This window comes from Streptomyces sp. 3211.6 (genome assembly GCF_003634815.1).
In the GTDB taxonomy this organism is placed as follows: Bacteria; Actinomycetota; Actinomycetes; order Streptomycetales; family Streptomycetaceae; genus Streptomyces; species Streptomyces katrae_A.
In genome coordinates this window covers 462,624-474,666 of record NZ_RBXC01000001.1, presented here as the reverse complement: position 1 = coordinate 474,666, position 12,043 = coordinate 462,624, and the positions used below count along the sequence as shown (strand labels likewise).

Genomic DNA, 12,043 nt, shown 5'->3' with positions numbered 1-12,043 from the left:
ACCATCGGCCGCGCCCTAGTATCCCCTGGACGCATTCCGCCCTCCGTCCGGGCCGGTACGCCTCCTCATCGGTCACGAACGGAGAAGCGCGCGCCCCCTGCCCGCACTTAGCCTGCCGCTCATGGACCTCACCGTCCGTGACCGCGCCTTCCGCGGCGCCCGGGACGCCTGATCCGCCATCAGGAACCCCGCCGAAGCCTTCCGGACCCGACGAACAGGAGTCACCCCATGTGCCACCCCGCGTGGGCCCGCGCCCGCATCGCCGCCCTGCGCCCGGACGGCCCCGCCCGGCCGGACGAAGTCCCCGGCCCGGCCGGCCGTGACGGCGGGCCGGCACCGGAAGCCGGCTCTCCCGCCCGTGAACTCCTCACGCCCGCCGGACAGCCGCACTAGGGCGCACGGGCGATCGCTGACATACGTCACTTCCGGCCCGTGCGGTCCGGCCCGACCCTGAGAGGGACGACGGAGGAGCGCCGGGATGGGGGAGAGCACGTGACGGAGCAGGAGCGGATGACGGGCACCGTGACGGCCAGGCCCCCCGCGGCCGTGATCGTACGGGTGTGGGGCGCCTCCCTGGTCCGGTGGGCGCTTCTGCGCCGGGCCGAACCGGGGCTGCGGCACTCGGCGTCGACGCGGCAACTGGTGCTGGTCATGGCGGTGACGGAGGTCGTGACGGCCTTCGTGCTCTCCTCGGTACTGCCGCCCGCCGTACGGCCGGTGCACGCCGGGTGCGAACTGCTCGTGATCCTGGCCGGGCTGGGCCTCGTGGCCGCGCTCCTGCGGCATCCGCACACGGTGGACGACGAGCACGTGGTGCTGCGGACCGGGTTCCTCGGGGAGCTGACGCTGCCCCGGGCGGCGGTGCGGTCCACGGCGCCGGCCGTCCGCACCGTGCCGGGCCGTGGCCCGCGCCCCGTACCGGGCGAACCGGGCGCCGTGGCCTGCTCGGTGGAGGCCTCCCTCAACGCCGCCCTGTACCTGGACCCGCCCGTCCGCCTGGACCTGGGCCGCGCCGGGCGGCTGGAGGTGACGACGGTCTACACCTCGGTGGACTCCCCGTCCGACCTCGCGGCGGCGCTCCGCGCACCCGTCAGGGGGCGGTCCGCGCCGGGAACGTGAACGCGTAGCCCTGGGACCGGAGCCAGGGGAGGTACTGCTCCAGGGCGGCCACGGTCTGGCTGCGGTCGCCGCCGCCGTCGTGGAACAGGACCGTGGGCAGCTCGGGCAGCTTGTCCTCCACCGCCGAGACGATGGCCGGCAGGCCCGGGCGGCTCCAGTCCTTGGGGTCCACGCTCCAGCCCAGCGGGCGCATCCCGTTCGCCGCGGCGACGGCCCGGCTCTCGGGGGTGAAGGCACCGCCCGGGGCGCGGTAGTAGCTCACCGCGACCCCCGGTACGGCCGCCTCGATCATGGCCTTGCCGTCCAGGACCTGCTGCCGCTGGTAGGCGACCGGCTTGTGGTCCATCGTCTCGTCGTGGTCGGCGGAGTGGTCGCACAGCTGGTGCCCGTCGGCGGCGATCTCGCGCACCAGCTCCGGGTACTTCTGCGCCCGCGTGCCGATCAGGCAGAAGGTGGCCTTCACGTGGTTCTGCCGCAGTACGCGCAGCACCTGCGGGGTCCACGTCGGGTCCGGGCCGTCGTCCACGGTGATCGCGACGTCCCGGCCCGCGCCCTGGGCGAGGCGGGATATGCCCTGCGGGACGGCCGCGCCGTGGACCGGCCGGGAGGAGGAAGCCGCCGGGGAACGGCCGTGGGAGGAGGAGTCCGCCGCGGCGAGGGCCGGCGCGGCGGCCGCCGCCAGGAGGCCGAGGACGGCCGCCACCACCGCGGCGCCCGGCCGACGACGGCGCGCGGAACTGCTGCTCATGCCCATGGACGTGCTCTTCCTCTGCATGTGTCGTTCCGGCCGCGGGATCCTGTGGTCCCGGGGGTCCGCTCCAGTGTGGTCAGGGGGCGCCGGAGCCGTCTTCCCCCGAACGGCCGAGGCGGCCGGCCTGCCCGTACGGCCGGGGATCCCCCGGCCTCCCCATCGACGCTAGGGAGCCCTCCTTCCCCGGTCAAGGAAGGGTGGGACGGCTCACACCGGGCAAATCCGGCGAATCGGGCGGATTACTTGCTCCTTCCGCCGGCCGCCCCGGCTCCGGCCGCTGCGGCCCCGGCCTGGAACCGGACCCGGACGGTCATGCCACCCTCCGGCGCCGGATTCGCCTCCGCCCGCAGCCGGGCGCCGTGGGCGCGGGCGATCGAGGCGACCAGCGAGAGACCGAGCCCGGCGCCCTCGCCTGCCGTGTGGCGGCGTTCGGCGCGCCGGCGGAACGGCTCCAGCAGCCGGGGGACGTCCTGCGGGTCGATCACCGGGCCGGTGTTGGAGACCGTCAGGACCCCTCCCGCCGGGCCCTGCGCCGTGCTCACCTCGATCCGGCCCCCCGGCCGGTTGTGGCGTACGGCATTGGTCAGCAGGTTGCGGATCAGGTGGTCCAGCAGCGCACGGTCGCCCTCGACCGTCAGCGGCGCGAAGGAGGTGACGGCCGTCAGCCCCTCGTGCGCGGTCGCCGCCAGGTCCGCCTCGGCCAGCTCCGCGAGGTCCACCGGCTCGGTGGCCTCCAGGCCCTCCTCCGACACGGCGAGCAGCAGGAGCGACTCGATCAGGTGCTCGCTGGAGTCCGCGACGCCGATCAGCCGCTCCCGGATCCGGGCCACCTTCTCCGGCGGCGGATCCCCGGCCAGCCCGATCTCCGCCGCCGCCCGCTGCACGGCCAGCGGCGTACGGAGCTCGTGGGCGGCGTTCGCGGCGAACCGCCGCTGCGCCCCCACCAGGCTCTCCATCCGGTCGAGCATCCCGTCGAAGGTGTCCGCCAGCCGCTTGAGCTCCCCGGGCGGGGCCTGGAGGGAGATCCGCTCGTGCAGGTTCGCCCCCGACAGCCGGCGCGCCGTCTCGGTGATCACCCCCACCGGCCGCAGCACCCGGCCGGCCATCCACCAGGCCAGCCAGATCGACAGCACGGCGAACACGGCGAGCGCGACGAGCGACACCAGCAGGAGCTCGTGCAGGGTGGCCTGCTCGACGGCGGTGGAGAGGTTCCGGGTCACCGCGTACCCCTGGACCTGTTCCTGGGCGGGGACCCGGCCGGCCGGCACCGACTGGGCGGGGACGGGTGTCCTGCCCGCCTCCACCAGGGCCTTCTCGAAGTCGCCGCGCGGCACGGCCGTGGTCACGGCGCCGCTGATCCGGGCGTACAGGCCGCCCCGCAGCAGGAGGTTCACCAGGGCGATCAGGCCGCCCCCGGCCAGGACCAGCAGCGAGCCGTACAGCGCCGTCAGACGGGCGCGCTCGGAACGGAGCACCGCTCTCACAGCGGATCGGCGATCCGGTAGCCGGCCCCCGGCACGGTCTCGATCAGCTGCGGCTCGCCCAGCTTCGCCCGCAGTTTGCTGAGCGTGACCCGGACGGCGTTCGTCCGGTACGAGGTGTCCTGCTCCCACACCTGCTCGATCAGATCGTCGTTGCCCAGCACCGCTCCCTCGGCCCGCAGCAGAGCCTCCAGCACCGCGAACTCCTTGCGTGACAGCGCGAGCCGCCGCCCGTCCCGGGTCGCCGTCCGCCGCGCCGTGTCCACGGCGACACCGCACCGCTCCAGCACCGGCGGCAGCGCCGGATGCGCCCGCCGCCCCAGGGCCAGCACCCGCGCCAGCAGCTCGTCGTAGGAGAACGGCTTGGTGAGGTAGTCGTCGGCGCCGAGCCCCAGGCCCTCCACCCGGTCGCGCACCGTCCCCGAGGCCGTCAGCATCAGCACCCGCGTCAGCATCCGCTCCCGCACGACCTGGCGGCAGACCTCGTCCCCGTGCAGCCCGGGCAGATCGCGGTCCAGCACGAGCACGTCGTACTCGCCCAGCCGCAGGCGCCGCAGGGCCTCCAGCCCGTCACCCGCCTCGTCGACGGCCAGCGCGTCGCGGCGCAACCCCTCCGCGATCATCTCCCGGAGGAACTCCTCGTCCTCCACCACCAGAACTCGCATGTGCCCTCTCTACTCGAAGGCCGCATTTCCTCGTCGTAAACATGATCGGTGAAGGAAGCGAAACCGACCTCCCCGGCAGGCTCCGCTCCATGAACCGATCCTCGACCATGACCATGACCGCGGCCGCCGCCGTCACCGGCCTGGCCCTCCTCGTGACCGCGTGCACGGGCACCGGCACCGGCTCCTCCGGCGGCGGCAAGGACGACGCCGCGCAGCAGAACGCCGGAGCCTCGGGCAAGGGCGACGGCCCGTCCGGCTCCGGCTCCGGCACCAGCGGCAAGGACGCGGACAAGGCCCTCCAGGTACGCAAGTGCCTGCGCGAGCACGGCATAGACGCCCCCGACCCGCAGCCCGGCCAGGACCCCCGCGGCATGACCCTCGGCACCGGCAGCGAGGACCCCGACACCCTCAAGAAGGCCTTCGAGGCCTGCGGGATGCAGGCCCCCGGCACCGGCGAGATGCCGCAGGCGGACAAGGACAAGGCCCTGAAGTGGGCCAAGTGCATGCGCGACAACGGCGTCAACATCCCGGACCCGGAGTTCAAGGGCAACGCGATGAGCGCCACCAAGATCCCCGAGGGGCAGGAGCAGGCCTTCGAGGAGGCCCAGAAGAAGTGCCAGGCCGCGTGAACCGGCGCGGGAAGTGGCTGCTCGGCTCGCTCGCCGTCGTCGTCGCCGCCACGGGCGGCGGCTACGCGGTGACCGCCCAGCCCCGCGCGGACCGGACGGCGGACGAGGACCGGCACGCCGACGGCCTGCCGCAGCGGACCGAACCGGTCCGCCGGGGCGACCTCAGCTCGGGCCTCACCGTCGAGGGCACCCTCGGCTACGCGCAGGAACGCCGGCTGAACGCCCCCGGCCCCGGCGTCCTCACCTGGGCCGCGGCCGCCGGCGCGGCCGTCGAGCGGGACGGCCGGCTCTACGAGCTCGGCGGCAGACCGGTCCGCCTGATGTACGGGACCACGCCCATGTACCGCGGGCTCAAGGCCGGCGACAAGGGCGAGGACGTCAAACAGCTCAAGCGCAACCTCGCCGCACTCGGCTACGGCACCGGGCTCGACCCGGACGACGCCACCTTCACGGCAGGCACCGCGACGGCCGTCAAGCGCTGGCAGAAGGCCCACAAAGCACCGGAGACCGGCGAGGTCGGCAAGGAGGACATCGTCTTCGCCTCCGGCCCGCAGCGGGTCCAGCGCAGCGACAGCCAGGTCGGTGACGAGCCCGGCCCCGGCAAGCCCGTGCTCACCCTGACCGGCACCGAGCGGATGGTCCGCTTCCAGCTGGACGCCGCCAAGGCGGGCACGGTGAAGAGCGGCGATCCGGTGACCGTGACCCTGCCCGGCGGCGGGAGTGCCACCGGGAAGATCGACTCGGTGGGCAGCACCGCCGGCCCCGACGGCGACGGCAACGGCTCCGGCGGTTCCGGAGGCGGGGGCGGAGGCGGGGGCGGGAACGCAAAGCCGAAGGTCCAGGTCACCGTGACCCTGGACGACGCCGCCCAGGCCAAGGGCCCCGACCAGGCCCCGGTGTCGGTCCGGCTGACCGGCGAGACGCGCAAGGGCGTGCTCTCCGTCCCCGTCAACGCCCTGCTCGCCCTCGCCGGAGGAGGCTTCGGCGTCCAGGTCGTGGAGAACGGCGCCGTACGGGAGGTCCCCGTGGAGCTCGGGATGTTCGGCCAGGGCCGGGTCGAGGTCAAGGGGGACGCCCTGAAGGAGGGCGTCCGGGTGGGGGTGCCGAACGTATGACCCCCGCGCCCCACACCCCCGTTACCCCTCACACCCCCGGCACTGCTCACACCCCCGATGCCCGCCACGCCCGCCCGGTCGTGGAGCTGACCGGCGTCACCAAGGAGTACCCCGGCGGGGTCAAGGCCCTGCGCGGGGTGGACCTGACCGTCCTGGACGGGGAACTCCTCGGCATCGTCGGCCCGTCCGGCTCGGGGAAGTCCACCCTCCTGCACATCGTCGGAACCCTGGACCGGCCGACGGCCGGCCGGGTCGCCATCGCCGGCCACGACGTGGCGGCCCTGTCCGACCGGGCCCTGTCGGCCCTGCGCTCCCGCCACGTCGGCTTCGTGTTCCAGTCCTTCCACCTCGTCCCCGGCATCAGCGCCCGGGCGAACGTCGCCGAGGGACTGCTCTACTCCGGCCTCTCCCGGGCCGAACGCGGCCGCCGTGCGGCGGCCGCCCTGGAACGCGTCGGCCTCGGCGACCGGATGGAACACCGGCCGCACGAGCTGTCCGGCGGACAGAAGCAGCGCGTGGCGATCGCCCGGGCCGTGGCCGGGGAGCCGGACCTGCTGCTCGCCGACGAGCCCACGGGCGCGCTCGACACGGCATCGGGCCGGTCGGTGATGGAACTGCTGCACGAGCTGAACGGCGACGGGGCCACCATCGCCGTGATCACCCACGACCAGGAGATCGCGGCGAGCCTGCCCCGGTCGGTCCGGATCCGCGACGGGGAGGTCGTCTCCGACGCCTGGCACCCGCACCCCCGGACACCGCCCCGGACGCGACCCCCGGCGCACCCCGGCCCGCGGCCGGAGCACCTCGGGGAGGCCTCGTGACGGCCCCGGCGCCGGCCCCGGTCCGGCTGCGACCGCCCCGCCTCGGCCCCCGGGACGTGCTGCACGTCGGCTCGGCCGGGCTCCGCTCCCGCCCGATGCGGGTGTTCCTGTCGGCCCTCGGCATCGCGATCGGCATCGCGACGATGATCGCTGTGGTCGGCGTCTCCTCCTCCAGCCAGGCCAAACTGCTGCGGGAACTGGAGAAACTGGGCACGAACATGCTGGTCGTCACGCCCGGGCAGTCGATGTTCGCGGGCCAGGACACCACACTGCCCAAGGAGGCCCCCGGGATGCTCTCGCGGATCGAGGGCGTCCAGTCGGTCGGCACCACGGGCGACGTACCGGAGTCGGTCCGCCGCTCGGAGAAGATCCCCAAGGAGGAGACCGGCGGCATCGCGGTGAAGGCGGCCAAGGACGATCTGCCCGGCGTGCTGCGGGCCCGCATGCGCTCCGGCGTCTGGCTGAACGACGCGACCTCCCGCTACCCCTCCGTGGTGCTGGGGCACGTCACGGCGGAGCGGCTGGGCATCAGCGCCCCCGGCGGCCAGGTCTTCATCGGCGGCCGGTACTTCACGGTCATCGGCATCCTGGACCCGGTTCCGCTCGCGCCCGAGATCGAACGCTCGGCGCTGATCGGCTGGCGGGCGGCCGAGGAGCTGCTCGGCTTCGACGGCCACCCGACGGCCGTCTACGAACGCTCCGCGGACGACCGCGTCGCGCAGGTACGGGCCCTGATCGCGCGGACGGCCAACCCGCAGAGCCCGACCACGGTATCGGTGACGGACCCCTCCGCAGCCCTCCAGGCCAAGGCCGCCACCGAAGGAGCCTTCAGCACGCTGCTGCTCGGGCTGGGCGGGATCGCCCTGCTCGTCGGCGGGGTCGGCGTCGCCAACACGATGATCATCTCGGTGCTGGAGCGCCGCCACGAGATCGGCCTGCGCCGCTCGCTGGGCGCGACCAGGGGCCAGATCCGCGTGCAGTTCGTGACGGAGTCCCTGCTGCTGTCCGGGCTCGGCGGGCTCGCGGGCATCGCCCAGGGGGCCGCGGCCACCTGGGTGTACGCCCGTACCGGCGACCTCCCCTGGGTGGTGCCCCTGTGGGCGGTGACCGGCGGCTTCGGGGCCACCTTGGCCATCGGCACCCTGGCCGGCCTCTACCCGGCCGTCCGCGCCGCGCGCCTCTCCCCGACCCTGGCCCTCCAGGCGGCATAGCGGGCCGGGCGCGGCCTTGCGTGCCGACCGCCCCGCCGGTCCCGCCGGCGGGGCGGTCACGGCGTCAGCTCATCAGCAGCAGCCGGGTGTTCGGCACCAGTTTCCGGTTCACGCTGGTGCTCTGCACGAAGATCGTGAACTCGTCGTTCTGGTCAGGCTTGACCCGGACCTCGGCGTCCGGCAGCCCCAGCAGGGCGCGCGCCGCCGGCCCCGTGTACACCCGGTCGGTCTTCTTCTCCAGAACGGCGATCTGCTTGCGCGCCTGGACCTTTTCCGACTTGCTCAGCTGGTAATAGGCGCCACCGGTACGGTACGTGTGCCCGCATTCGACGACCCATTCGCGGATCCCCGCATCACGGGACACCGGAATGAGCTGATACTGCGTCTGGTCGGCGGGAGTGAGCCCGGCCGCCTTGATGGTTTCCTTGTTGACCGCGTCGGCGCCCGTGGAGAACACCGCACGGGAACCCCGGATTCCCTTGGTGCGGCCCACCATGAATTTCTCGGTGGCCTCCTGGATGACCTGTCCGGCCTCCTCCAGGCCGCGCGTGCTCGTGGCGTCCCAGATGGCGATGTTGTCCTTCGGGAACCCGCACCGCATGGCCTCCCGCCTGCCCATCTGGTCCGGCACGAGCACGGCCAGGGTCCAGTTGTCCTGCTGCGTCCCGATCATCGTCGCCAGGGCGTCCACCAGGGCCCGCGGATCCTGGGAAGGGGCGTCCGGGCAGCGGTGACTGGCGTTCTCCTGGCCGTCGGTGAGCACGAACGTCAGGAAGCTGTGGTCGCCGTACAGCTGCGCCGTCTGCGCCAGCTCCCCCTGGGACTTCAGCGTCGCGGCCAGCAGGGAGGTCATTCCGCCGACCCGGTACAGCTGCTTCAGGGACGGCATGCGCAGCACGTCCTTGTCGTAGATGACGCATTCCACCGCATTGGCGAAGACGTACACCGTCACACGGGTTTCCTGGTCGAGTTCCTGCGACCGGCGGGCCAGATAGGCGATCTGCTGGTCGGCGACTTCGACGACCTTGTCGCTGAGGTGCGACATGGACGAACTGGCGTCCAGTACAAGGGCGACGTGATTGATGTAGTTCTGGTTTCCGGACATGGCCGCTCCCCCTTTTTCGAACCGATGCCCAGATCCTCGCACCCGCCACTGACAATGGGCCCGCACCGGCCCCGGCCGCCGGGGGAACGCCCCGTCAGAACGGGGCCAGGAGAGGCGAAACGTTACCTCTGTGGCATCCGGGTGAACGGCCGTTCCCATCGGGGGCCCGGGGCGGTTGGACCGGCCGACGCGCATACCGACCGCGCGTCGTTTCACCGGATCCTTAGGGGAGTCATGCGTATTCGTTCCGCCGTCACCGCTTCCGTCCTGGCCGCCGGCATCCTCCTGGGCGGGGCCGGCGCCGCCCTGGCCAACGAGGGGGTCGACATCGACTACTTCTCCGGCGGTCACAAGGCCTTCTCCTCGAACTGCTCCTCGTTCGCCGCGGTGCCGCACAACCTCCCGTCGTTCGCCGGCCCGGTCTACAGCTCGAGCTGTGCCAAGGAGGGCGAGAAGGAGTGGCTCAAGGGCAGCCACCTGGGCGCCTGAGCCCGGGACGACTCCGCACCGCGGGGGCGGGCCGACACCGACGTCGGTCCGCCCCCGCGGCGTTCCCGCACCCGGTCGCGCATTGTCACGATCATGCAACAAGGGCTAGTTGAATGTGTTCAAAACCCTGGAGTGCGGGCCTACTCTGTCCCCTCCGCACCAGGGGAGGACTCCATGTCCGAGAACGCCGACAACAGGGCCGAGCAGGCGAAACAGCCCGAACAGCACAACCCGTGGGGGCCCGCACCGGCACCGCCCGCCCCTCCCGCCCCCGGCCTGCCCGGGTACGACCCGGCCGCCTGGCTGGTTCACCAGCAGCAACTCCGGCAGCGCAGGGCCATGGAGGCCGCCGCCGCGAGGGCGGAGAACTCCATGTGGCACCGGATCCGGCCCGCCGAGGCCGCCCCGATCCCCACCGTCACCCTGGTGGCCGTGCTCGCCGCCGGACTCGCCGCCGCCGCGCTCCTCGGCGACGGAGTCGGCCCCGGCCTGCTCCTCGCCGCGCTGCCCGCGATGGCCGCCGCGTACGTCTCGGCCCGGGCGGCGGGCCGCAAGGCCCGCCCCTGGACCCTGCTGTGGGCGGCCGGCTGCGTGGCCCTGCTCGCCGTGCCGGCCCTGCGCGACTCCGCCTGGCCGTCCACGCTCGCGGTCCTGGCGGCCGTGCTGCTCGCCGCCCTGGCCCTGCACGGAACCCGCAGGTGGCCCGGCGTCCTGCTGGCCCCCATCGGCTTCCTCGGCAGCGCCGTCGCCGGCGTCGGCTGGGCCTGGGCCGGCATACGGGCACGCGGCGGCGGGGCGGCCCGGGACCGCTGGGTGCCCGTGGCCAAGGCGGCCGTGGTGGCGGCGGTCCTGCTGGGGGTCTTCGGCGCGCTGTTCGCCTCCGCCGACGCCGCCTTCGCCGATCTGCTCGACGGCCTGGTCCCCGACGTCTCCGTGGGGGAGGGGCCGCTGCGGGCCCTGCTCTTCCTGGCCGGCACCCTCCTCGCCGTCGCCACTGCCCGCACCGCGGCCGCCCCGCACCGCTGGGACCGGATGAAGTCCCGCCCTGGCGAGGCGCGTTCCCGGCTGGAGTGGAGCCTGCCGCTGATCCTGCTCAACCTGCTCTTCGCCGGCTTCAACGCGGTCCAGCTGGCCGTCCTGTTCGGCGGCTACGACAAGGTGCTGGAGAGCACCGGGCTCTCGCACGCCGAGTACGCGCGCCAGGGGTTCTGGCAGCTCCTGTGGGCCACCGTCTTCGTCCTCGTGGTCATCGCCCTCGCCCTGCGCTGGGCGCCCCGGAGCACACCCGGCGACCGCCGCCTGGTCCGGGCGGTGCTGGGCACCCTGTGCCTGCTGACGCTGGTCGTGGTGGCCTCCGCCGTACGCCGCATGGACCTGTACGTCGACGCGTACGGACTGACCAGGCTGCGGCTGTCCGTGGTCACGATGGAGCTGTGGCTGGGCCTGGTCATCGTGCTGCTGATGGCGGCCGGAGCGGCCGGCGGCCGCTGGCTGGCCCGTGCGGTGGCGGGCAGCGCGGCGGCGGCCGTCCTCGCCTTCGGGCTGCTCTCACCCGACGCGATCATCGCGGAGAGCAACGTCACCCGGTACCAGCAGGACGGCAAGATCGACCTCGCCTACCTCCGCGACCTGTCCGCGGACGCCGCCCCCGCCCTGGACCAGCTGCCCGAACCCCGGCGCTCCTGCGCCCTGATGGGCATCCGGGACGAGCTCCGCCAGGCCGGCGACCTTCCCTGGTACGCCACCAGCCTCGGCCGGCACCGGGCCCGCGAGATCCTGCGCGAGCGGCCGGTGACGGTGGACCGCGCCGAGTGCGTCCGCCTCGGCGCGTACGGCAGCCGCTCCGAGTAGGCCGGCCCCGGCCGGACGAGGCGCGCACGGAGCACGCCCCGTCACCGGAGGGCGGTGAAGCGGGCGGCCTGTCCGCCGTGGAGGCGGCCGGGGGGCAGGCGGCGGCCGAAGGCGAGCAGGACGAGGTCCTGGGCGGCTCCGTAGACGGGGGTCCCGGCGCCGTAGGACCAGTCCGTGTCCTCGGCGCACAGCCGCACGCCCCGCAGGTCGACGCCGAAGAACCTCAGGCCGCTGGGCCGGACGTCCTCGAGCAGCACGCGCAGCCGGTCCTCGGGGACCCGCCGGTCGATCCCGAGGGCGGCGGTGACGTCCAGCCCGTGCACCACGTCGTGCCCGAGCGCGGCCCGGAAGCCCCCGACCGGCGGCTTCCACGGATGGCCGGCGTTGTCCCGCACGAACGCGCAGAGCTCGCCCACGGAGTGGGCGGCGGCGTCCCTGCGGGCCACGCGGTCCGTCATGCGGTGCAGGTTGCCCCCGGCCCTGACCAGCTCGCCCAGTGTGGCGGGCAGCGACAGCCGGAACCCCATGGACATGTGCGCGACGACCTCACGGACCCGCCACCCCGCGCACAGGCTGGGCGCGTCCCAGGCCTCGGCCGGCAGGCCCTCGAAGAGATCGGCCAACTCCCGCCGCTCCGCCGCGATGGCGGCCCTGACGTCGATCGCCCCGCCCGTGAACTCGCCCTGTCGGCCGGTCTGTTCCGTATCCCTCTTCATGCTGATCAAGTGTGCTGGCCGGGCGGCCGCGACTCCAATAGAGGTTCCTGCTCCCGTCCAGTACCAGCGGTTATGGGGCCGTGCGGCGCG

Annotated in this window: 13 protein-coding genes; 8 read left to right on the top strand and 5 right to left on the bottom strand. The window is 73.8% G+C overall.

The window, feature by feature from the left end; all coding sequences use genetic code 11:
- Positions 1-228: 228 nt before the first annotated feature.
- Both BX286_RS36355 and BX286_RS02455 read left to right on the top strand, forming a co-directional pair.
- Positions 229-393, top strand: a complete 165-nt coding sequence (locus tag BX286_RS36355; RefSeq protein ID WP_159036678.1) for a hypothetical protein — start codon at positions 229-231, stop codon at positions 391-393.
- A 99-nt stretch (positions 394-492) separates the two neighbouring features.
- A complete protein-coding gene (locus BX286_RS02455; RefSeq protein ID WP_079431133.1) occupies positions 493-1,119 on the top strand; it encodes a hypothetical protein in 627 nt (208 codons plus the stop codon).
- On the opposite strand, the gene BX286_RS02450 is transcribed toward BX286_RS02455, so the two are convergent.
- The 3 genes from BX286_RS02450 to BX286_RS02440 all read right to left on the bottom strand — a co-directional run bounded on the left by BX286_RS02450 (position 1,091) and on the right by BX286_RS02440 (position 4,016).
- Entirely contained in the window at positions 1,091-1,873 is a 783-nt protein-coding gene (locus tag BX286_RS02450; protein ID WP_398898873.1) for a polysaccharide deacetylase family protein, read from the bottom strand. The genes BX286_RS02455 and BX286_RS02450 overlap by 29 nt on opposite strands.
- Positions 1,874-2,109: 236 nt before the next feature.
- Complete coding sequence (locus tag BX286_RS02445; protein ID WP_079431135.1) at positions 2,110-3,345, bottom strand: HAMP domain-containing sensor histidine kinase; 1,236 nt, start codon at positions 3,343-3,345, stop codon at positions 2,110-2,112.
- A gap of 5 nt (positions 3,346-3,350) precedes the next feature.
- Positions 3,351-4,016 carry a response regulator transcription factor gene (locus tag BX286_RS02440; protein WP_079431136.1) on the bottom strand — a complete coding sequence of 222 codons (666 nt, stop codon included), beginning with the start codon at positions 4,014-4,016 and terminating at the stop codon, positions 3,351-3,353.
- Between the two features lie 89 nt (positions 4,017-4,105).
- On the opposite strand from BX286_RS02440, the gene BX286_RS02435 reads away from it, so the two are divergent.
- The 4 genes from BX286_RS02435 to BX286_RS02420 are packed head-to-tail and all read left to right on the top strand — an operon-like array spanning position 4,106 to position 7,792.
- Positions 4,106-4,645 (top strand): hypothetical protein, encoded by a 540-nt coding sequence (locus BX286_RS02435; protein ID WP_121014434.1) that lies wholly within the window; start codon positions 4,106-4,108, stop codon positions 4,643-4,645.
- Positions 4,630-5,760 (top strand): peptidoglycan-binding protein, encoded by a 1,131-nt coding sequence (locus tag BX286_RS02430; RefSeq protein WP_261993316.1) that lies wholly within the window; start codon positions 4,630-4,632, stop codon positions 5,758-5,760. Before BX286_RS02435 ends, BX286_RS02430 begins: the two co-directional genes overlap by 16 nt.
- Positions 5,757-6,581: an ABC transporter ATP-binding protein gene (locus BX286_RS02425; RefSeq protein WP_261993315.1), complete on the top strand. Its 825-nt coding sequence runs from the start codon at positions 5,757-5,759 to the stop codon at positions 6,579-6,581. Before BX286_RS02430 ends, BX286_RS02425 begins: the two co-directional genes overlap by 4 nt.
- Complete coding sequence (locus BX286_RS02420; protein WP_121014433.1) at positions 6,578-7,792, top strand: ABC transporter permease; 1,215 nt, start codon at positions 6,578-6,580, stop codon at positions 7,790-7,792. Before BX286_RS02425 ends, BX286_RS02420 begins: the two co-directional genes overlap by 4 nt.
- A gap of 64 nt (positions 7,793-7,856) precedes the next feature.
- Here the strand turns inward: BX286_RS02420 and BX286_RS02415 are convergent, their stop codons facing one another.
- Positions 7,857-8,897, bottom strand: a complete 1,041-nt coding sequence (locus tag BX286_RS02415; RefSeq protein ID WP_100862180.1) for a vWA domain-containing protein — start codon at positions 8,895-8,897, stop codon at positions 7,857-7,859.
- A 234-nt stretch (positions 8,898-9,131) separates the two neighbouring features.
- Here BX286_RS02415 and BX286_RS02410 point away from each other — a divergent pair, with 234 nt between their 5' ends.
- On the top strand, positions 9,132-9,386 hold the full coding sequence (locus BX286_RS02410) for a hypothetical protein (RefSeq protein ID WP_237293206.1): 255 nt from the start codon (positions 9,132-9,134) through the stop codon (positions 9,384-9,386).
- 174 nt (positions 9,387-9,560) lie between these two features.
- On the top strand, positions 9,561-11,237 hold the full coding sequence (locus BX286_RS02405) for a DUF4173 domain-containing protein (protein ID WP_261993314.1): 1,677 nt from the start codon (positions 9,561-9,563) through the stop codon (positions 11,235-11,237).
- A gap of 41 nt (positions 11,238-11,278) precedes the next feature.
- On the opposite strand, the gene BX286_RS02400 is transcribed toward BX286_RS02405, so the two are convergent.
- Positions 11,279-11,953 (bottom strand): maleylpyruvate isomerase family mycothiol-dependent enzyme, encoded by a 675-nt coding sequence (locus BX286_RS02400; protein ID WP_079431143.1) that lies wholly within the window; start codon positions 11,951-11,953, stop codon positions 11,279-11,281.
- Between the last annotated feature and the right edge of the window lie 90 nt (positions 11,954-12,043).